Here is a 21973-nt window from a genome sequence, read left to right as displayed (position 1 = left end):
CATGATTGAAAAAGATTTAGATACTCGGTTTTTAGAAGCAGTAGAAATAGCTTCTAAAATGACGCAGGCATCTTTACCTCAAGATGTCCAATTGCGGCTTTATGCTTTTTATAAACAAGCAACTTTTGGGACTTTAGATTTAAAACAAACATCATCATACCATTTGAGAGATGCTTTTAAAACCAATGCCTGGATGCAAATTAGTCATCTAACTCCTGATCAAGCCAAAGAACAATACATTGAAATAATTAACACACTGATCAAAAAATAATACAAATTATGAAATCGCCTTGATTCCAAATCACATACAGGGATGAAGAATGGCGATACCATATTATGCTAAAAAAATATTGTCTTCATATGAAAAAGCTAAATTTTTTAATTTCTGTTTTATTTTTATTTATCACTTTACTTTCTTGCAACAATAAGAAATTAACTGAAGTTGTTGAAGTCCCTTTACCTACAACCGAACAAACAGTTGCCATCATGGGATCTCCCGATGATGTAAAAGCAGATGAAGGCTCTTTTCAGCTTGAAAAATTGCCTTACGCTTACAATGCTTTGGCACCAAGTATATCAGCTACGACTTTAGAAATGCATTATTCCAAGCATTACCTTACCTATACCAATAATTTGAATAAAGCGGTGTTAGGAACGCCTTTAGAAAATTTGACAATCGAAGAAGTATTGTCAAAATTAGATCCTAACGATGCTGTGCTTCGTAACAATGCCGGTGGATTTTACAATCATTCCTTATATTGGAGATGTATGGCTCCAAAAGCAGGAGGCGAACCAACAAATGCACTAGCTGAAGCAATTAGTAAAGATTTTGGTTCATTTGAAAACTTTGTTACCTTATTCAAAGAGGAAGCTACAAAACAATTTGGTTCCGGTTGGGCTTGGCTTATTGTAGACAGATCTGGAAAACTTCAGGTAACCGGTACTTCAAATCAGGACAATCCTTTGATGCGAAATGCACTTATTCCCGGAACTCCAATATTAGCTTTAGATGTATGGGAACATGCTTATTATTTGGATTATCAGTACCGTAGAAAAAATTATATCGATGCATTTTTCAATGTAATCAATTGGAAAAAAGTAGAAGAAAATTACGATGCTACTTTGATCAAATAACTCACTAAATTCAAACTAAAAAAAATGCTGATATAAATTTATATCAGCATTTTTTTATACAATAAACTATTCTTTTAGACTTTCTATTTTAACTCTGAGTCTTACTAAATATTTCAGGCACTTAACGAATACTATTGCTCAGCACAACAATATCCATAGGTTTTATAGTCAACTTTTTGATTCCTTTTTTAGTAAAAACATCTTTGTATTTCCCTTTTTTCAAAATGGGATTCGTGAAGTTAACATTTTTATCACTTCGATTAATGATTACAATTACTTCTTCATCACCAAGTTTGCGACTAAATGCATATATTTTTTCGGCATCATTTGTTGCAATCGTTGTGTAATTCCCCACTTTAATAGCTTTGTACTGATTGCGTAAACTAATGATTTTTTTATACCAATTAAACAAATCCGTATCGAAGTTTACTACATCTGCTTCGTGTTTACTTTGGTCGGGATTGAATATTTCCTGGTTATACTTTTTGTCATTCCATACCATCGGTTTACGGCAATCAGGGTCATTACCACCCCACATACCTGCTTCATCACCATAATAAATCATTGGCGAACCTAAATATAATATTTGAAATGCAGCTATAAGTTTTTGCTTTTTCAATTGTTGTACAGTGGGTTTTCGAGCAATATAATTGGTATTATTACTTTTCTGGCTCCAATTAAAATACGCTCCCCAGTCACTAAATTTCTTCCCATCAGGATTTGCTACCGCACTACCTATTCTAGTAGCATCATGGCTTCCAACCAGATTTTGCATATTCATTGCAACTCCTTCTCCAAATCCTTCACGCAATTCCTTCAACTGAGTATCAAATTGGGTAACAGAAATGCCTTTCACATCTTGCACAAAAAAATCATGTACTAGGAAAGAAAAATTATAATTCATCGTAGCGTCAAATTCGTCTCCGCTTAAATAAGGTTTTGTTTTTTCAATAGGATCAACTAATTCAGCCGTCAGATAAGCTTCGCTGTTAATTGATTTTACCAATTTTCGCCAATCTTTCCAAAAAGGATGTGCAATACAATACGCTACATCTAATCGCCAACCGTCAATTCCGTATTGAGCTCCTTTGTTCATAGGATTCATCCATCGTTTTGTAGCGTCAAAAATATATTGTTTTGGCCCCGAAACAATTCCTGTGTTATCCTCTTTAAACTCCGGCAACGTTTTTATACCAAACCATCCTTGGTATTCAAACTTAGTACCTTTTACAGCATCTTTCCAACTGTCAACCATGAACCAATCTTTGTAGGCTGATTTTTCTTGTTTTTCCTCCACATCACGAAAAGCAAAACTGTTTACTCCCAAATGATTGAAAACGCCATCAAAAATGATAAACATTTTACGCTTATGTACTTCATCAATAAGTTTTAGCGCCAGTAAATCTGCTTTTGTCCAAACCCATTTTTCTGGATTTAAAGGGTCTTCATTTGCAATTAATTTTTTATCACCTTCAGGGTCTGGACCAAATGATGGGTCAATATGATGGTAACACAATGCATCATACTTATGTGAAGAAGGCGCCCAAAAAACAGGATTCATATAAATAGCGTTAATACCTAATGATTGCAGGTAGTCCAACTTGTCAATAACTCCTTGCAAATCTCCACCATAACGTCTGCGTTGAAGATTGTAATAAATATCTTTACCATTTTTCTTTTCGTAAGGCTGCAATTCATACCAATCGCTTGTCCAGGGATGAATTTGAAAATCAGAAGTTATATCAAAAGGATATGCACCATCTTGATCATTCACTTTTGGATCGTTTGAAGGATCTCCATTATGAAACCGATCCGGGAATATTTGATACCAAACTACTCCTTTACTCCAATTAGGCGTAAAATCTTTTTGTGCAAAGGTTACCAAGGAAATTAAAAACAGTAAACAAATTGTGAATATTTTTGTCATTAAAAATGAGTTTAAAGATTTAAAAATTAATTTTAAAGAATGTCTTACAATTGATAAATAAACGATTCCGAAGGTGCGATTGTAATTTGTACTTTTCCTTCACCATTCAAAACTTTCAGTTGAACGGAACTTTTATTGTATAACTGATCTGTTAATGTGTAATTTCCATCTTTCAAATTCCATTTTTGAATGATATCTGAAGGAATTTTCAATTCGAAATTGCTAGTGGTAAGCCAAGAAAAATTAGTAACAACGATTAGTTTTTGAGTATCAGACCAGCGTGTGAACGCATAAATTCCAGGATCGTAGCCTTGAGTAGTTTGGCGATTTAATGTTTGAATTTCTTGGTATTTCCCCATCAAAGCCGGGCTGTTCAAAGAAAAATTCAATACTCTTTTGTAAAAATCACGCAACTCTTTTTCATCCTGCGATAATTGACCTCCATCAAATTTCCCTCCATTCATCCAACGCTGATGATTCGGAACTCCAATATAATCAAAGATTGATGTTCTGGAATGAGTTCCAAATCCTGCATTCTCATTTCCGGCCTCTCCTACTTCCTGACCAAAATAAACCATCGTAGGCGAAGTGCTTATGGTTGTTGAAACCACCATCAGAGGTTTTCCTTTTTGCGGTGTTCCCGCAAATTCCGGGCTAGCCAAACGCTGTTCATCATGATTATCCAAAAAATGCAACATATGATGCTCAATATCTGCCATTCCGTTTTGTATGTCTGATAATCCATCTGGTAAAGATCTTCCTTGAATGATATCTTTTAATTTATCATAGGTTTCTACTTTATCATATAAATAATCCATTTTACCTAAATGAATATAATTTCTATATTCTTTAGGATTGTAGACTTCGGCTAATAAAAAAGCATCTGGATTATTTACTTTAATGGCTGAATTCATATAACTCCAAAATTCATACGGAACCATTTCGGCCATATCAAATCTAAAACCGTCAACTCCTTTTGCGGTCCAATACAAAGCAATGTCTTTGAATTTATCCCAAGAATCCGGAACGTCTTTTGCTTTCCAAAAATCGAAATGTTCCTGATACGATTTGGTATCAAAACCAGCCGGAAGTTCCGGGAAATCTTTGGAGCCATCCGGACGAATTCCGTAATTTACTTTTATGGTTTCGTACCAGTCATTCTTATCAGGTTTAGCTAAACGAGAACCGTTTCCGGTCCATTTTGCGGGACTTTCTTCAAATTCACCATCAATTAAAGGATTCTTTTCTCCATTTAATGGTTTATCCGTATCGGGAATTTCAAAGTGCGTATTTGGAATATAATAAAAGTTATTATCTCTTTTGTATTCAACAGTTGTATCATCATCAGCACCAAAATCTCTAACACCTGCCGGATTACTCTTTCCTTCGTACTTACGTGCAATGTGATTCGGAACAATATCAATAATCACTTTTAATCCCGCTTTGTGAGTTCGCGCAATCAAAGCCTCAAATTCTTGCAAACGATTCGCTGGATTTACGGCTAAATCTGGATTTACATTGTAGTAATCTTTTACGGCATAAGGAGAACCTGCCCGCCCTTTTACCACTTCCGGGTCATCATTGGAAATACCAATATCCGAATAATCCCGTATCAAAGCATGATGCGGAACTCCGGTATACCAAACATAAGTAACACCCAAATCCTTTATTTCCCGTAATGCAGTATCGGTAAAATCGTTGAACTTCCCTACTCCATTTTCTTCAATGGTTCCCCAAGGTTTATTGGTAGTATTTTTATTTCCGAATAATCGGGTAAAAACCTGATATACAACTTCTTTCTTATTAGAGACTGACTCTTTCTGTTCTGCATTCATTTTTAAATCTTTTGTTTTACAAGCTGTTGCCAAAAGCACCACGCTTATCCCTGCAACAATAGTTATTTTTTTCATCATATAAAATTATATATACCGATTTCAATTCTTTTGATAATAAAATGAGTATCAATTTTTAAATTTAATATTTTTTAAATAAAAGAAGTCTATATCGTTTGAAATTAAATAATTCTATGCACATAAGCAGAAACTACATCGAAGGAGTAAGGCCATTTGTTGATAACTTTAAAGAGAGACAACAATAGCTTTTACCGCCTTTTTGACTAATTATAAATAAATCCTAATATAGATTAGGATTGTTTCCTTTTTCATAAATTTGACAAAAAATAAATCCATTGAAGAAATCAATATTTTTCCTTCCTTATTGTTTGATACTGCTTGTTACTAATTTAGTTTTGGCGCAAGCCCCAAAAAAAATTATTGTAGAAAACTCTGATTTTGCCGATGTAAACCAGGTAGAAATTCCGGATGCATTATTACTTATCGGAAACGTACGTGTCAATCATGATGGCGTGGTGATGACCTGTAATAAAGCGTATTATTTCCAAAAGGAGAACTACATCAAGGCTTTTGGAAATGTACAGATGGTGCAAGGAGACACTTTATTTCTAAACAGTAAATACGCGGAATACAATGGAAATGTAAAAAAAGCATATGCTTCCGGTGACGCTGTAATGAGTTCTCCAGATGCAACTTTGACCACAGAAATAATTAATTTTGACCGAAATATCCAAGAAGTATTTTACGATACGCCAGGGACAATTACCAATAAAGACAATACGCTAAAAAGTAATTCAGGAAGATATTATGTAAAACAAAAGAAATTCCAATTCCTGACTGCGGTTACCATCACAAATCCAACGTATGTAATCAAATCAAATCACTTGGATTATTTTAGTAATTCCGGACATTCCTATCTTTTTGGGCCATCAACAATTACCAGTAAAGCCAATTATATTTATACCGAAAAAGGGTTTTACGACACCAAAAAAAATCTGGCGCATTTTCTGAATAAATCATACATCAGATACGATGACCGGGTGATTAAAGGAGACAGTTTATATTATGACCGCAACCGTGAATTTGCATCGGCAACACGCAATGTAAAAATAACGGATTCCATCAATCGCGGAATCGTAAAAGGACATTATGCCGAAGTGTATAAAAAACTCGATTCTATGTTTGTGACCAAAAGAGCCGTTGCGGTTAATTTTGTCGAAAATGACTCAGTTTACATCCACGGAAAAAAATTAATGGTTACCGGAAAAGAAGGAAACCGAATTATCAGAGCGTTCAATAATGTCCGATTTTTTAAAACTGATATGAGTGGCAAATGTGATTCGATTCATTCGAGTTCCAAAACAGCTTTGACAAAAATGATTGGAAATCCGATACTTTGGAACGCAGAAAACCAAATCACAGGTGATGTAATGCATCTTATAGGCAATAATACCACTCAAAAATTAGATTCACTCAAAGTGCTCAACAATACGTTTATAGTCTCCAAAGACACCCTGGGAACCGGCTATAATCAGGTCAAGGGACAAAATCTCTATGGCAAATTTGAGGAAGGAAAACTTCATGATGTCGATATTGTAAAAAATGCTGAAGTCATCTATTATATGCGGAATGAAGCACAAGAACTTATTGGTATCAACAAAAATGTGAGCAGTAAAATCAATCTTATTTTAGAAAAAAATGAGATCGAAACCATTACCTTTTTTCAGCAAGTAGATGGCGAAATCTATCCTGAAAAAGAGTTGCCGGAGAACGCAAGAAAACTGCGAGGATTAGTCTGGCGAGGCGATGAACGAATAAAATCCAAAGACGATATTTTTCCGCCTGAAGAAAATGAAGACAATGATAAAATAGCGAAAGCAACCGAGGCCGCTGAAGCCAAAGAAGATATTCCTATGAAAATCAGGAAAGAAACCCTGAATTACGATAAGAAGAAAGGGAAAAAATAGTGTTCAGTCGCAGTATTCAGTTTTTATGAAAACGACTAAACCAATAAACGATTAAACAAATAAATTTTGAATACCGATTTCTTAAAATACCAAGCGCAAACCTCACCGTATCCATTGGGCATGGAAGTTTCACACGCGGTAGGTTCTTATATTTACGATACTAATTCTAAAAAATACTTGGATTTTGTGGCTGGAGTTTCCGCTTGTGCATTGGGACACCAACATCCAAGAGTCAATCAAGCCATCAAAGATCAGCTGGACAAATATTCTCATGTCATGGTGTATGGGGAATATTCTCAAAGTCCTGCGGTTCAATATTGCAAATTATTAGCCTCGCTCCTGCCCGCTACTTTAGACAAAACCTATTTGGTGAATTCAGGAACCGAAGCCATTGAAGGCGCGTTAAAACTCGCCAGACGTACCACAGGAAGAAGCCAGTTGATTTCATGTCACAATGCATATCACGGTAATACTATGGGTTCTATGAGCGTCATGGGATTTGAAGAACGCAAACAAATCTTTCGTCCGTTGATTCCTGATGTTGATTTTATCACATTCAATAACGAAGATGATTTACAAAAAATAACGACTAAAACCGCAGGAATTATCCTGGAAACCATTCAGGGTGGTGCCGGATTTATTCAACCACACAATGATTTCCTTAAAAAAGTGCGCGAGCGCTGTACCGAAGTGGGCGCGATGATGATTCTCGACGAAATCCAACCGGGCTTTGGGAGAACCGGAAAACTTTTCGGATTTCAAAATTATGATGTCGTTCCTGATATCGTGGTGATGGGAAAAGGAATGGGCGGCGGAATGCCTGTAGGTGCTTTTACGGCTTCATCAACAATAATGGATTTGCTAAGTCATGATCCAAAACTAGGTCATATCACTACTTTTGGAGGTCACCCTGTCATTGCGTCAGCCTGCTTGGCGACTTTGCAGGAAATAACTGAGACCAACCTTATGGCCGAAGCCATGGAGAAAGAAAAGCTATTCAGAACACTTTTGGTACATCCTTTGATAGAAGAAATAAGAGGAAAAGGATTGATGCTGGCAGCTATGACAAAAAGTGCCGATATAACAAACGAAGTGATTCTCAAATGTCAAGACAAAGGACTTATTTTATTCTGGTTACTGTTTGAAGGTTGCGCCATTAGAATAACACCTCCTCTAACCATTTCTGAAGAAGAAATACGAGAAGGTTGCAGCATCATACTTGAAGTAATGGATGAAATGATGATTGAAGAATGATGATTAACAATTTTTGATTTCAGAAGTAGCAACACTGATTACATATCAAATAGATATTCAAAACAATTATTAAAATTGGGAGCTATTTACTTCGTCAGTTCGCTTCGCTCGTGTCCTGCTATCCGTTATAATCTTTTACTTTTTGGCAGCAAAAAGTAAAAGGATTTCCACTCTTATCAGGGCTATGGCATCCGTTTAAACCAAAGCTTTTTTGTTAATTAAATTGTTCACAACAATTCTAACTTTCCCTCACAGTACACGCACGATTACCTAAATTTATTTAGGCCAAATTAAAAACACACAGTATGCAATTAAGCAACGAAGAAGAAGACTATAACTTATCCCTGTCTAAATTTGAGTCCATGTTGAAAACCAACAAAGTGCTCTTTTTTGACTCCGAAGAATTTGAAGAAATTATTCTTCATTATCTCGATATGGGTAAGGCCGCTTTGGCAAAAAAAGCTCTGAAACTGGCATTGGAACAACACCCAAAATCTACCGGACTAAAATTAGTTCAAGTGGAAATGCTAGTCTATGATGACAAACTCGAATTAGCCGAAAAGCTATTGAATGAGTTGTATGCCATTGAACCAACTAATGAAGAAATTTACATTCAAAAAGCCAATATCTGCTCTAAAAGAGACCAACACGAAAAGGCAGTTGAATTATTAAAAATAGCTTTAAAATATACCGATGATTATGCCGATGTCTATAATTTAATAGGCATGGAATATCTTTTTATGGACAATCTTGAAATGGCAAAAGAAAGCTTTATCAAGTGTTTAGAAGAAGATTTGGAAGACCAATCAGCGTTGTACAACGTTGTATATTGTTTTGAGTTTTTAGATCAAAACCAAGAAGCAATTACCTATTTGAATAAATACATTGACAAAAACCCCTACAGTGAAATCGCCTGGCATCAACTGGGTCGTTTGCATTATGGAGTTAAAGAATATGAAAATGCGATTCGTGCCTTTGATTATGCCACTTTAATTGATGATGAATTCCTTGGTGCTTTCATGGAAAAAGCAAAAGCTTTTGAGCGATTAAAAAAATACGATGAAGCCATTGAAAGCTACAGCAGAACCATCGAATTAGATGATGCGACTTCGTATGCTTTACTTCGAATGGGGAAATGTTATGAAAAACTGGGCAATAAAGCATTAGCATTAAAATATTTCAATCAAACCGTGCATGAAGATCCACTTTTAGATAAAGGTTGGATTGCCATTACTGATTTTTACGTTCGTCAAAAAAATTACCAAAAAGCGTTATTTTATGTCAACAAAGCATTAGCTATTGACAACCAAAATCGTTTGTATTGGAAACGTTTTGCGACTATCAATAAACAAATGAACTTCTTTGAAGAAGCTGAATTTGGATACCGAAAAGCGGTGGAATTTGGTGATTATGGTTTAGACACTTGGTTATTCTGGGTGGATATTCTTCAGTTTTTAGGAGAATTTGAAAGCGCTATACAAACCTTATTACAAGCTTCAGAGTATTTTCCGGAAGAGAATGAAATCGAATACCGTTTGGCTGGATTGTATTTTATGTTAACTGATAATACAAAAGCAAAATTCCATTTGAGCAATGCCTTACGATTAAATTTTGATAATTATATTCTTTTAGAAGATTTATTTCCAGTAGTTTGGGCAAAAAAAATGGTACAGAATTATATTGCAAAACATAAAAAATAATAATGGTTGACATAGTTAGAAAACGCTTTGGATTATTAGGACGCAACATTAGTTATTCATTTTCTAAAGGATATTTTACAGATAAATTCAATAGTGAGAACTTTGCAGGTTGTACCTATGAAAATTTTGATATTCCCGAGATAAGTGCTTTCCCGGAGGTAATTAAAAACACTTCGGATTTAAAAGGATTGAATGTTACCATACCGTACAAGGAAACTGTAATTCCATTTCTGGATAAATTATCTAAAAAAGCAGAGCTAATTGGTGCTGTAAATACTATCAAAATTACCAAAAAAGGCAAGTTGAAAGGCTACAATACAGATTATTATGGTTTTAAAAAATCATTACAACCGTTATTGGAACCGCACCATAAAAAAGCCTTGATTTTAGGAACAGGAGGCGCTTCTAAAGGAGTCGCTTTTGCTTTGGACGAGCTTGATATTCCGTATACTTTTGTTTCAAGAGAAGCCAAAGAAAATGCAATCGACTATAACCGAATCAACGCAACGACATTTGATAATTACCAAATCATAATTAACTCGACTCCGGTAGGTACGAGTCCTAATGTGGAGGCGTTCCCATTAATTCCATACGAATTTTTCACGGAGAAACATATTGCTTATGATTTGATTTATAATCCTGCTGAAACACAATTCCTTAAAAAAGCCAAACAACATGGAGCACAAATCAAAAATGGTTTGGATATGCTCATTTTTCAAGCAGAGAAAGCTTGGAAAATTTGGAATAAATAATCTAAATACGGAGTTAACTTCTTACACGTATTCGAGTACGTAAAAAACCACTCTTTTGGAGTGGTTTTTTGTTTGCAATAACATATCGAACTCGAGAAAAAAATTTATAATTAAAACCCCAGAACCCTAGCCCTGATGGCAGCGGCATCCTTTTTTGTTCGTCTTTTCGGCGAACAAAAAAGATACAGCGAACAGCAGGAAATTGCTTCAAAAAGAGCTGATTCCTAACCTAAAACGACTATAAATAGAAGGATTTATTTTGAAATTTCATGCTCCTTTACTATCTTTCGTGTTCGATAAAAAAATAGAAACCTTACACATTGAAAAAATGTTAGAAGAAAAGAATGATAACCTGCTTGAGGCAGATGGAAATTTAGAACACAATTCTGTTGAATCTACTCCAATAGAATCAGAAGTTTTGGAAACGGAAACTAGTGACACTGTTACTACTATTCCTGCAGAAGATAATGCTGTAACTCTAAATGATGAAGAGTTGCTAGCTAATGAGCCTATTACAGAGACTGAAAACCAGACTGTACTAGATGCGATTGCCGAAACAAATGCTGCCGAAAGTGAGGACGAAACGTTAAAGGAACGCCACGAAATTCCAATGCAGGATTATGATACCTTATCACTTGAAGAACTGGTAGACGAGCTGAAAAGTTTGGTTTCCAATGAAAAAGTAATGTCGTTTAAGGAGCATATTGAAGAAATCAAAAAAGCATTTTTGGCTAAATACAACCACCTTCTTGAAGAGAAAAAAGAGGAGTTCTTAGCAGAAAATCAAGATCCAAATGAAGAATTTCAATATCATTCTCCACTAAAAACAAATTTTGACAAATATTATTCTCTTTTTAGAGATACTAAAAACACCCATTTCAAGAGTTTACAAACGAATCTAAAAACAAATTTAGAAAACCGTTTGGCTATTGTTGAGGAATTGAAAGAGTTGATCAACCCACAGGAAAACATCAAAGACACTTTAAAACATTTTAATGATTTAAGAGAACGATGGAAAACTGCCGGACCAATTCCGAAAGATAAATACAACCACGTTTGGAATAATTTCCATTTTCATGTTGAAAATTTCTATGATTACCTGCATTTAGACAGAGAAGCCAGAGATTTAGATTTCAAACATAATTTAGAGCAAAAACAAAAAATTGTTGCTCGTGTTGAAGAATTGGTGAATGAAGCCGATATCAACAAAGCATTCAGAGAACTGCAGGATTTACATAGAATTTGGAAAGAAGACATTGGTCCTGTTTCCAGAGAACATCGTGATGCCATTTGGAACAAGTTTAGCGATTTGACCAAACAAATGCATGATAAACGTGAAGTTTTGTTCGAAAATCAAAGAGGAACAGAACTTGAGAATTTAGAAAAGAAAAAAGAAATTATTGCCAAGATTGAAGTTTTGGCTACTGAAAAAGTAAATGCACACACTCAATGGCTTGCTCAAATAGAAAAAGTGGAAGCGTTGCGTACTGCTTTCTTCTCTGCCGGAAAAGTTCCTTCGGATGTGAATGAGGAAACTTGGGCTGGTTTTAAAACTGCTGTCAGAAATTTCAATTCTTTCAAAAATTCATTTTACAAAGACATTAAAAAAGATCAAAACGACAATTTAAGCAAGAAAACAGCTCTTGTGGCCAAAGCTAAAGAATTGCAAGAAAGTCTAGATTTTGCTGCGACTACTCCTATCATGAAACAAATTCAGGATGAATGGAAACAGATAGGACATGTGCCAAGAAAATATTCGGATAAAATCTGGAAAGAGTTTAAAGATGCGTGCAATCATTATTTTGACAAGTTAAAAGAGCAAAAGAATGAGGAAAACGGTGAAGAAGTTGAAGCTTTTGATAATAAAAAAGCCTACTTGGAAACGTTGAGAGAATTTCAATTGACCGGAGATCATAAAACAGATTTGGATGCAATCAAATTGCATATCGAAACCTGGAAAAACTTTGGAAAAGTGCCTTTCCCAAGAAGACATATTGAAGGGAAATTCAATAAAATTTTGGATGCTCTTTTTGAAAAATTGAGTTTGAGCAAAAAAGATACTGATATGATGCGTTTTGCTAATAGAATGGATCATTTATCAGAAAGCAATGACACTCGAAAACTGGACAACGAAAAGATTTTCTTAATGCGTAAGATTGATGAAGTGCAGAATGAAATTTTCCAATTGGAAAACAACATTCAATTCTTTACCAATACCAGAAATGCAAAAAAAGAAAACTCTATAGTATTAGAAGTTCGTAAAAACATCGCTATTCATAAAGAAAGTCTTGATGTTTGGAAAGAAAAACTAAAACAACTGAGAAATCTAAACCAAGAGTAAATCTTAGTTAACGTTAAAATAGAACCCTCGATCTTAAACAGTTCGAGGTTTTTTTATGGGAGAAAACTACCTAACACTAAATTTTAACTTTCATTTATTAGAAAAAGTTATATAAATCGGGTGACAAATTTTAAATTTGCAAAATGGATTTTTTTCGAAAAACACTTGTTTTTATTGGGCTTTTAATAGCTTTTTTATTTGCTCTTAGTGCAAGTGAAGCTGCTATTCATACAACTCAATTGGAAAAATCCAGTTCTTCCGTTTCTCTTGACAGCATCCATTCTTTAGATTTTATACAACCTCAAGTAAGCAATCCGTTTACTTCCTATCATAAAACTCCGGATTATACGATTGCTAAATATCTGGAAAATTTTCTGATAGCAATTCCGGATTTTAAAATTAGCATATTCTTTATTCGCTTTGCGAAACAAGACATCAATCGATGTGAAATGGTTTCGCTCCTACTTTTTCCTTTCCATTTTTTTTGGTGATTTGAAGCACTAATTTCGTAATTAGAAGATAGATTAATCTTCCCTTTTGAATTGATTCCTTTTTGGGTTTTCGGTTCAGATCATCATGCTTTACAAATAACTAAAAAATAAAAAAATGGATACATCCGTAACAATAATTGGTCTGGCACTAACTTTTATAATTGCCATTCCTCTTTTCTATGTGATTCACTCAAACTCTATTAACAAAACAAAAATCAAAAATATAAAAACCAAATTCAGCCAAAACAATCGCTTTAATTTTGAATTGACAGAAACACAAAACAAAAAAGTTTTGGCGTTAGACGAAAAAAACAAAGGATTTCTTTTGATTGATTTTAATGCAAAAGAAGAAGTTGTTTCTTTTGTTGATTTAAATACAATTCAATCTTGCAAACTAGTTCCAACTACGGAAAATAATAGTGATACAATTCTAAAAATTGAATTTGAATTTCAATACAAAGAAGCTAAAAAAACAGAGTATATTTCATTTTACAAAATTGAAAATGATCAAATAGGTCAAGTTTGTTTGTATGAAGATCATCAACTAGCCAAAAAATGGGCAAAAATGATTCAGGATTGTATAACCGTTTAAGAAACTGATTTGTTCTGTAAAAGAGGTTTTTGAAGCCTCTTTTTTTTGCAAAAGGTTCTCTCGATATGATAATTATCATTTTAATATTTGAGTGGTCGTTCTACTTTTGATTAACGTTAAATGACTCTGCCATGAAAAATTCTTTAATTCAAAAATACAATGTTCCAGGTCCCAGATACACCAGTTATCCAACGGTTCCCTATTGGGATGAAACTGATTTTTCAGATGAAATATGGGCTGAAACGCTAAAAAAATCATTTATAGAAAGTAATACTTCAGAAGGAATCAGTTTATATATTCATTTGCCTTTTTGCGAAAGCTTGTGTACTTTTTGTGGTTGTAACAAGCGTATTACCAAAAATCATGGCGTTGAAAATCCGTATATAGAGGCCGTTTTAAAAGAATGGACATTATATTGTAAAATCCTTGGAGAGAAACCAATCATAAAAGAGATTCATTTGGGCGGAGGAACTCCCACATTTTTTTCTACAAAAAACTTAGAGGATTTAATAAATGGTATTTTTTCTCATGCAAATAAAGCCAAAGACTATGAATTTAGTTTTGAAGGCCATCCGAATAACACTTCACACGAACATTTACAAAAGCTTTACGATTTAGGTTTTAGAAGAGTAAGTTTTGGTGTTCAGGATTACTCCGAAAAAGTCCAAAAAGCAATTCATCGCTTGCAACCTTTTCATAATGTGGCAAAAGTTACATTTTGGGCTAGAGAAATTGGGTATACTTCCATAGGTCATGATATCATTTTTGGATTGCCCTTTCAGGAAATAGAAGATGTTATTGATACGATTGAGAAAACAAAATCATTACAGCCCGACCGTTTGGCATTTTATAGTTACGCGCATGTTCCTTGGATTAAAGGAAATGGACAACGCGGTTTTAACGATGAAGACATTCCAAAAGATGATAAAAAGAGAATGCTGTATGAAACCGGTAAAAAACTATTGTACGAAAACGGGTATCAAGAAATAGGAATGGATCATTTTGCTTTGGAAACAGATAGTTTATATAAAGCTTTTAAAGATGGAACATTGCACCGTAATTTCATGGGCTACAGCTCATCAAAAACACAATTGATGATTGGATTGGGAGTTTCTTCCATCAGTGACAGTTGGTACAGTTTTGCACAGAATGTAAAAAATTTAGAAGATTATTATCAAATACTAGAATGGAACAAATTACCGATTTTCAGAGGACATTTATTGACTGATGAAGACCTCATCATCCGAAAACACATTCTGAATTTAATGTGCCAATTTGAAACTTCCTGGAAAAACAAAGAAGGTTATTTCAACGAAATTCCAGACGTATTAATTCAACTGAAAGAAATGGAAAATGATGGTTTAGTAATCATTAAAAACAATAGCATTGCCGTTACAGAAAAAGGGAAACCTTATGTTCGAAATATTTGTATGGCATTTGATTTACGTTTGAAAAGAAAAGCACCGGAAACCGAATTATTTTCGATGACAATCTAATATTTCACAATCTTACAAAATAAAAAAGCACGCTGAATGGCGTGCTTTTATATACAAAACTATTAGAATATTAATGACAATTAGGATCAGCTTGAATAAATAAACTCATATTTGACGGGGAAATATAAGGAATTCCCAATCCCAATCCCCTTAAAATAAATAAGCAACCAATACATACCGCTACATAAGGAATCGCTTTTTGGATTCGGTTTCGAATAGGTACCGTAAGAAATGAATTGATATACACGACGCTGCTCATCATAGGAACGGTTCCTAATCCGAATAAAATCATATACAAAACGCCCAAACTCTCACTTTGCATGGCGATAGCACCAAACAAAGCTACATAAACCATTCCGCAGGGTAAAAAACCATTCAGCAAACCAATCGTGAACAGGGATTTGTAACTCTTATTTCTAAACTGACTTCCTAACGCCGTTTTGATTTTAGAAATTAATTTAAAAACTGGTTTTGAAAAATTATATTTCGCAAAAAGTTTGTCTGGAATTACAACTATCAAAATCATGGCTACACCAATGAATATGGACAAATTCTGTTGTAAACCGGCCATAAAAAAACCTTTTCCAAGCAGTCCAAAAACAAAACCTATTGTAGCATAAGCCGTTAATCTTCCTAAATGATAGGTAATGATTTGAGTTGCTTTTTTGGTCTGATTCGTTCTGTCTACGGGCAACATCATAGCAATAGGACCGCACATACCAATGCAGTGAAAACTACTTATTAAACCGAAAATGAAGGCAGTATAAAGCATTTTTTTAGTCTAATGTCATAAAATTAAAAGCCTCAAAGCCAATTGATGGACTTTCTGACTTTTGACTTTAAGACTAATTGATATATATCGTTTCTTTAGACAAATACGATTTTCCATCATATTGCCATTCCATATTAATGTCCCATCGACCGCCTGCCAAACTTTTTTTAGGTATGAGCAAAGTAGTAGCATCAGATAGTGAAATTGGAATTTCAAAATCTAATTTTTTGTTAGACGGTCTGTAAAGGGACACTTTACCTTTGATATTTTTTGGAACAAATACTTTTGGAAATATTATTTCAATTCCATTTGAAACATTATTTATTGTTGGCTTTTGAGCCAAATTTGCTACATTTTGAACACGAGTCATTTCATCTCCAAAATGCGCATCATGTTTATAATATTCCTCTACAACCAACTCGTTGTCATATTTTGAATCGGATTGTACCGTAAAAACAAAATACAAAATGAAGGTTATAAACAACCCAAAAGCGATTACGATTCCTGTTCCCCAGCTAATTTTCATGATCTATTTTTTTATAAATTCTATTCCCAACTTAAAAGGATATTAATCAAAACTACGCGGACTCAAAAAGTTAGTCGTAGCCGTTTCAATTTTTTCATCCCCATTATAAACCTCAATTTTCAGTTTTGTTTTATCACTGTCCAATAAATTTTGGTTGATTTCAACAAACAGCGTTCCACCATTCATACCTTGTTTAGGCACTTTTAAATCTTGCTTCCCAACCACTTTTAAAGTTCCTTTTATACCCACCAACTTGAAATGAATATCATTAAAATCAGTATTGGTTTTATTGATGATTTTAAAAGTATAAATGTTACTGATATTTTCGCCTTTGTGTTCGAATAACTGACCCGGAAGCCTCAAAATACTGGCTTCAACATCAGAACGTAAAAACAATAATCCAATCAAAATACCTGTCAAAATGAATAATACGGCTGAATAGCCTTTCATTCTAGGCGTAAACTTGAACGTTACTTTTTTCTCAATTTCATCTTCAGATGCATATCGAATGAGCCCTTTGGGTAAACCTACGCTATCCATAATCGTGTCACATTCATCAATACAAGCAGTACAATTGATACATTCCATTTGAGTCCCGTTACGGATATCAATTCCGGTTGGACAAACATTTACACATTGCTTGCAATCAATACAATCGCCTTTTCCAGTTACGGCTCTATCTTCTTGTTTGTTAAATTTTGCTCTGCCCACTTCTTTTTCACCACGAACAAAATCGTATGCTACGTTTATCGATTTATCGTCTAATAAAACGCCTTGCAATCTTCCGTAAGGACAGGCGATAATACAAACTTGTTCTCTGAACCACGCAAAAATAAAATAGAAAACTCCGGTGAAAATCAATAAAGAAACTAAAGTGCTTAAATGATTTTCTGGTCCTTCTTCAATCATTAAAAGCAACTTGTCGCTACTGATAAGATACGCCAGAAAAACATTGGCAATAAAAAAAGAAATGATTAAGAAAATTGTCCATTTAAAGGCTTTTTTTCTGATTTTCTCTGCATTCCATTCCTGTTTTTCCAAACGAATCTGAGCACCACGATCACCTTCAATCCAGTATTCAATTCTGCGGAAGACCATTTCTAAAAAGATGGTCTGCGGACAAATCCATCCGCAAAATATCCGTCCAAAGATTACTGTAAAAAGGATGACGAAAACGACGCCAATAATCATAAAAAGAACGAATAGATAAATATCCTGAGGCCAAAATGGAAATCCGAAAATATTAAATCGACGCTCCAATATATTGAACATCATGAACTGGTTCCCATTTATCTTCATAAAAGGATTTGCAACAAGTACAATCAGTAAAAAATAACTAACCCATTTCCTGTAATCATAAAACTTTCCTGAAGGCATTTTAGGGAAAATAAATTTCCTGTTTCCTTCTTCATCAATCGTCCCGATGGTATCTCTAAAAGCTTCGTCTGGTAATTTTGACATTTCTTTTTATTTAAAACACAAGTTCAAAATAATTATTAAAATTCTTAAGCTAAATAAAAACGTGTGTTTTTAATTGTTATTTAACTGCAACAGTAACATTTTCTTCTACCCAAACTTCTCCTTCCGCAGCTTTAGCATCTGGTGGATTGCTTCCTTTCAAGGATAAAATGTAGCTGGCAACTTTTTGCATTTCTTTAGGTTTCAATGTTCCTTTCCAAGAAATCATCCCTTTTCCGTCACGTCCTCCATTTACCAGCGTATGAAATACATTTTTTATTCCGCCACCTAAAATCCATTTCTCATCCGTTAGATTTGGTCCAATTTGTCCTCCACCGTCAGCTCTGTGACAAGCAGCGCAATTGGCAGTAAAAATTTCTTTACCAGCTGCTAAATCCGCAGGATCAGTCAACAAGGTCACCGTTTTTTCATCCATTAAATCCGGAGCCGTTTTCATGTATTCTGCAATATCTATTTTGGCTTGAGCAACTTCTTTTTTAAGTTCCATTTCTTGATTATCAGCTCCTAAAACTTCATATCGCACCATATAAACAACGCCAAAAAGAATACAAGCGTAGAATAAATATACCCACCAAGGCGGCAAATTATTATCTAATTCTTTGATGCCATCGTAATCGTGTTCTAATAATAACTGATTTTCATTTGCTAAAGGTTCGGTTTTAGTCAATTTTTCCATCAGCTTTTTGTACCATTCACTATCCTTGAAACTCAAATCATTTGCTTCATTTAATTGTTTTTTTTGTTCCTCGGTCAATAAATGATAGGTAATATTATCAACTGCCTTCATCGTGATTTCTATTGCTATCAAAAGGAAAAGGAACACGAATAAGAATACAGAAACCATTGGAAATTTTATAAAAGCAGGTCTGTCTCCTGAGTCTATGAAATATTCCATTGCCATCATGACAGCAAAGAAAATAACAGGTACTCTAACGTATACTGGAATTAATTTTTTCATTTTCTAAATTTTAAAAAATTATACTATTTGATTGTCTCTCAATGGAATTTGACTCAATTCATTTATCGTTTCTTTCTTATAAGAGAACACCCATAGACCGAGGCCCACGAAAAAGACGAAAAAAATTAATAATGATAAGATGGGATATATTGCCACACCTTCTATCGTTTCCATATTGTGTTTTATTTGTTCGAACATAACTTTTATTTTTTAGCGATATCTTTTACTTTAATATCTGTTCCAAGTCTTTGCATATAAGCAATCAAGGCGATGATTTCCCTTTCGTTCATTGGAACAAATTTTTCTCCTCTGGCTTCGGCTTTTTTCTTGCTTTCATCATAACTTTTTACAAAGTCAGGGTCATTTTTCAAGTTTTCTTCAATTGCAATCGCTTGTTTTCTTAAATCATCTAAACCACTAGCAATCTGAGCTTCAGTGTAAGGAACTCCAAGCGTAACCATGACCTGCATTTTCTTTTGAGTCAAAGAAACATCCATCGGTTTATTATCAAACAGCCATTTGTATCCTGGCATAATGGAGCCTGCGGATATACTTTGCGGATTCCAAAAGTGGTTAAAATGCCAATTATCATTATACTTAGCACCCACTCTTAATAAATCCGGACCAGTACGTTTTGAACCCCAAAGGAATGGATGATCATACACAAATTCCCCAGCTTTAGATTGCGGTCCATAACGTTCCACTTCACTACGGAAAGGACGAACAGACTGTGAGTGACAACCAACACAACCTTCACGAATGTATAAATCACGTCCTTCTAATTCTAATGGAGAATACGGTTTTACACTTGCAATGGTTGGAATATTGGATTTAACCATAATCGTAGGAACAATTTGGATAACACCACCAATTAAAATAGCAACAGTTGCCAAAATGGTTAACTGAATCGGTTTTCTTTCTAACCAAGGGTGGAATTTCTCTCCTTTTACTCTTCCTGCACTAATTTTCAATAATTCAGGAGCTTCAGCCAATTCATCTTCAATTTTAGAACCTGCTCTAACCGTTTGGATAATATTATAAACTAAAGTAAACATCCCAATTAAATAAAGGGTTCCACCAATAGCTCTCATCCAATACATTGGCATAATTTGAGTTACTGTCTCAAGGAAGTTACCGTAGGTTAAAGTTCCGTCCGGATTAAATTGTTTCCACATAGATGCTTGTAAAAAACCAGCAACATACATTGGAATCGTATATAATATAATACCTAAAGTACCAATCCAAAAGTGGAAATTAGCTAACTTAAGAGAGTACAAATTGCTTTTAGTCATTCTAGGAACCAACCAATAAATCATACCAAAAGCCATAAATCCATTCCAAGCCAATGCACCAACGTGAACGTGAGCAATAATCCAATCCGTGTAATGCGCAATAGCATTTACATTTTTTAAGGATAACATCGGACCTTCAAAAGTCGCCATTCCGTAACCGGTAATCGCTACCACAAAGAATTTCAAAACGGGTTCAACACGCACTTTATCCCAAACCCCTCTCAAGGTTAAAAGTCCGTTTATCATTCCACCCCAAGATGGCGCAATCAACATAATAGAGAAAGCAACCCCTAAATTTTGAGCCCAGTTAGGTAAAGCCGAATATAATAAATGGTGAGGTCCAGCCCAGATATAAATAAAGATTAATGACCAAAAGTGAACAATTGACAGTCTATAAGAATACACGGGACGATTCGCCGCTTTTGGAATAAAATAATACATTAATCCTAAGAAAGGTGTAGTCAAGAAAAACGCAACTGCATTATGACCGTACCACCATTGTACTAAAGCATCTTGAACTCCTGCGTAAACAGAGTAACTTTTCATTCCAGAAACCGGCAATGATAAACTATTGAAAATATGTAAAACTGCCACAGTAACGAATGTTGCCAGGTAAAACCAAATCGCGACATATAAATGGCGCTCTCTACGTTTTATAATAGTTCCAATCATATTGATACCAAAAACAACCCAAATTAATGCAATCGCAATATCTATTGGCCATTCTAATTCGGCATATTCTTTAGAAGAACTATAGCCTAATGGTAATGATATGGCTGCAGCAACAATGATTAATTGCCAACCCCAGAAATTAAGATTACTCAAAAAATCACTGTACATTCTGGCTTTTAACAATCGTTGCAACGAGTAATAAATACCCGCAAACATTGCATTTCCTACGAAAGCAAAAATAACTGCATTGGTGTGTAAAGGTCTTAATCGACCATAACTCAACCACGAAATACCATCAGTAATATTTGGAAAAAGGAACATAAAGGCCAATGTAAGCCCTACTAACATCCCTACCACTCCAAAGACAATGGTTGCGTAAATGAATTTTTTTACAATTTTGTTGTCATAATAAAACTGCTGCATTTCCATATTTATAATTATTTTTAAAGTTGTTTATTATTTGTTTTGTTGAAAGTCATAAAATTGAATATTACAAAGTCGTTGAACTTTCTTTTTTCGTTTTTTTAACTTTCGACTGAATTAGCTCATCGTCAAATAACATTCTGACTGATGGTGTATAATCGTCGTCATACTGACCTGTTTTTACTGCTCGTATAAAAGCAATAAAGAAACCAATGGCGACTATTATACTGATGGAGATTAATAAATAAATGACACTCATACCTTAATTTGTGTTAACAAAGTTACTTTGACGTTTTGGAGTAAAATATGACATTTGTCATACTTATCGATATCTGTTAAATTTA

General features: G+C 34.4%; 18 protein-coding genes. 10 read left to right on the top strand and 8 right to left on the bottom strand.

Annotated elements, in window-relative coordinates:
• Position 1: 1 nt before the first annotated feature.
• A complete protein-coding gene (locus C8C87_RS05025; RefSeq protein ID WP_121341689.1) occupies positions 2-271 on the top strand; it encodes an acyl-CoA-binding protein in 270 nt (89 codons plus the stop codon).
• 89 nt (positions 272-360) lie between these two features.
• A complete protein-coding gene (locus C8C87_RS05020) occupies positions 361-1134 on the top strand; it encodes a superoxide dismutase (RefSeq protein ID WP_121341686.1) in 774 nt (257 codons plus the stop codon).
• Positions 1135-1255: 121 nt separating this feature from the next.
• Here C8C87_RS05020 and C8C87_RS05015 read toward each other — a convergent pair whose 3' ends face one another.
• The gene (locus C8C87_RS05015; RefSeq protein WP_121341683.1) at positions 1256-3061 is read right to left on the bottom strand and encodes a glycoside hydrolase family 13 protein; all 1806 of its coding nucleotides are present in this window, start codon (positions 3059-3061) and stop codon (positions 1256-1258) included.
• Positions 3062-3105: 44 nt separating this feature from the next.
• A complete protein-coding gene (locus C8C87_RS05010; RefSeq protein WP_121341680.1) occupies positions 3106-4974 on the bottom strand; it encodes an alpha-amylase family protein in 1869 nt (622 codons plus the stop codon).
• Between the two features lie 275 nt (positions 4975-5249).
• Here C8C87_RS05010 and C8C87_RS05005 point away from each other — a divergent pair, with 275 nt between their 5' ends.
• The 8 genes from C8C87_RS05005 to hemN all read left to right on the top strand — a co-directional run bounded on the left by C8C87_RS05005 (position 5250) and on the right by hemN (position 15507).
• Entirely contained in the window at positions 5250-6881 is a 1632-nt protein-coding gene (locus C8C87_RS05005) for an OstA-like protein (protein WP_121341677.1), read from the top strand.
• Positions 6882-6947: 66 nt separating this feature from the next.
• Complete coding sequence (locus C8C87_RS05000; RefSeq protein WP_099715856.1) at positions 6948-8135, top strand: aspartate aminotransferase family protein; 1188 nt, start codon at positions 6948-6950, stop codon at positions 8133-8135.
• 305 nt (positions 8136-8440) lie between these two features.
• A complete protein-coding gene (locus tag C8C87_RS04995; protein ID WP_121341675.1) occupies positions 8441-9835 on the top strand; it encodes a tetratricopeptide repeat protein in 1395 nt (464 codons plus the stop codon).
• 2 nt (positions 9836-9837) lie between these two features.
• On the top strand, positions 9838-10587 hold the full coding sequence (locus tag C8C87_RS04990; protein WP_121341672.1) for a shikimate dehydrogenase: 750 nt from the start codon (positions 9838-9840) through the stop codon (positions 10585-10587).
• Positions 10588-10915: 328 nt separating this feature from the next.
• Positions 10916-12928, top strand: coding sequence for a DUF349 domain-containing protein (locus C8C87_RS04985; RefSeq protein ID WP_121343293.1), 2013 nt, complete (start codon positions 10916-10918; stop codon positions 12926-12928).
• Positions 12929-13071: 143 nt separating this feature from the next.
• Positions 13072-13419 (top strand): hypothetical protein, encoded by a 348-nt coding sequence (locus tag C8C87_RS04980; RefSeq protein WP_121341670.1) that lies wholly within the window; start codon positions 13072-13074, stop codon positions 13417-13419.
• Positions 13420-13534: 115 nt separating this feature from the next.
• A complete protein-coding gene (locus C8C87_RS04975) occupies positions 13535-14011 on the top strand; it encodes a hypothetical protein (protein ID WP_121341667.1) in 477 nt (158 codons plus the stop codon).
• A 131-nt stretch (positions 14012-14142) separates the two neighbouring features.
• Positions 14143-15507 (top strand): oxygen-independent coproporphyrinogen III oxidase, encoded by a 1365-nt coding sequence (gene hemN, locus C8C87_RS04970; RefSeq protein WP_121341666.1) that lies wholly within the window; start codon positions 14143-14145, stop codon positions 15505-15507.
• A gap of 70 nt (positions 15508-15577) precedes the next feature.
• Here the strand turns inward: hemN and C8C87_RS04965 are convergent, their stop codons facing one another.
• From C8C87_RS04965 to ccoS, 6 genes are all read right to left on the bottom strand, one after another.
• A complete protein-coding gene (locus tag C8C87_RS04965) occupies positions 15578-16279 on the bottom strand; it encodes a sulfite exporter TauE/SafE family protein (protein WP_121341663.1) in 702 nt (233 codons plus the stop codon).
• A 73-nt stretch (positions 16280-16352) separates the two neighbouring features.
• Positions 16353-16805, bottom strand: a complete 453-nt coding sequence (locus C8C87_RS04960) for a FixH family protein (RefSeq protein ID WP_121341660.1) — start codon at positions 16803-16805, stop codon at positions 16353-16355.
• 42 nt (positions 16806-16847) lie between these two features.
• Complete coding sequence (gene ccoG / locus C8C87_RS04955; protein WP_121341657.1) at positions 16848-18266, bottom strand: cytochrome c oxidase accessory protein CcoG; 1419 nt, start codon at positions 18264-18266, stop codon at positions 16848-16850.
• 76 nt (positions 18267-18342) lie between these two features.
• Complete coding sequence (locus C8C87_RS04950) at positions 18343-19242, bottom strand: cbb3-type cytochrome c oxidase N-terminal domain-containing protein (RefSeq protein ID WP_121341654.1); 900 nt, start codon at positions 19240-19242, stop codon at positions 18343-18345.
• Between the two features lie 203 nt (positions 19243-19445).
• Positions 19446-21635, bottom strand: a complete 2190-nt coding sequence (ccoN, locus tag C8C87_RS04940) for a cytochrome-c oxidase, cbb3-type subunit I (protein WP_121341653.1) — start codon at positions 21633-21635, stop codon at positions 19446-19448.
• Between the two features lie 61 nt (positions 21636-21696).
• Positions 21697-21888, bottom strand: coding sequence for a cbb3-type cytochrome oxidase assembly protein CcoS (gene ccoS, locus C8C87_RS04935; RefSeq protein WP_121341650.1), 192 nt, complete (start codon positions 21886-21888; stop codon positions 21697-21699).
• Positions 21889-21973: the final 85 nt, after the last annotated feature.

Source organism: Flavobacterium sp. 120 (assembly GCF_003633605.1).
Taxonomy (GTDB): domain Bacteria; phylum Bacteroidota; class Bacteroidia; order Flavobacteriales; family Flavobacteriaceae; genus Flavobacterium; species Flavobacterium algoritolerans.
The sequence above is the reverse complement of the archived record's forward strand: the minus strand, read 5'-3'. Positions and strand labels throughout refer to the sequence as shown.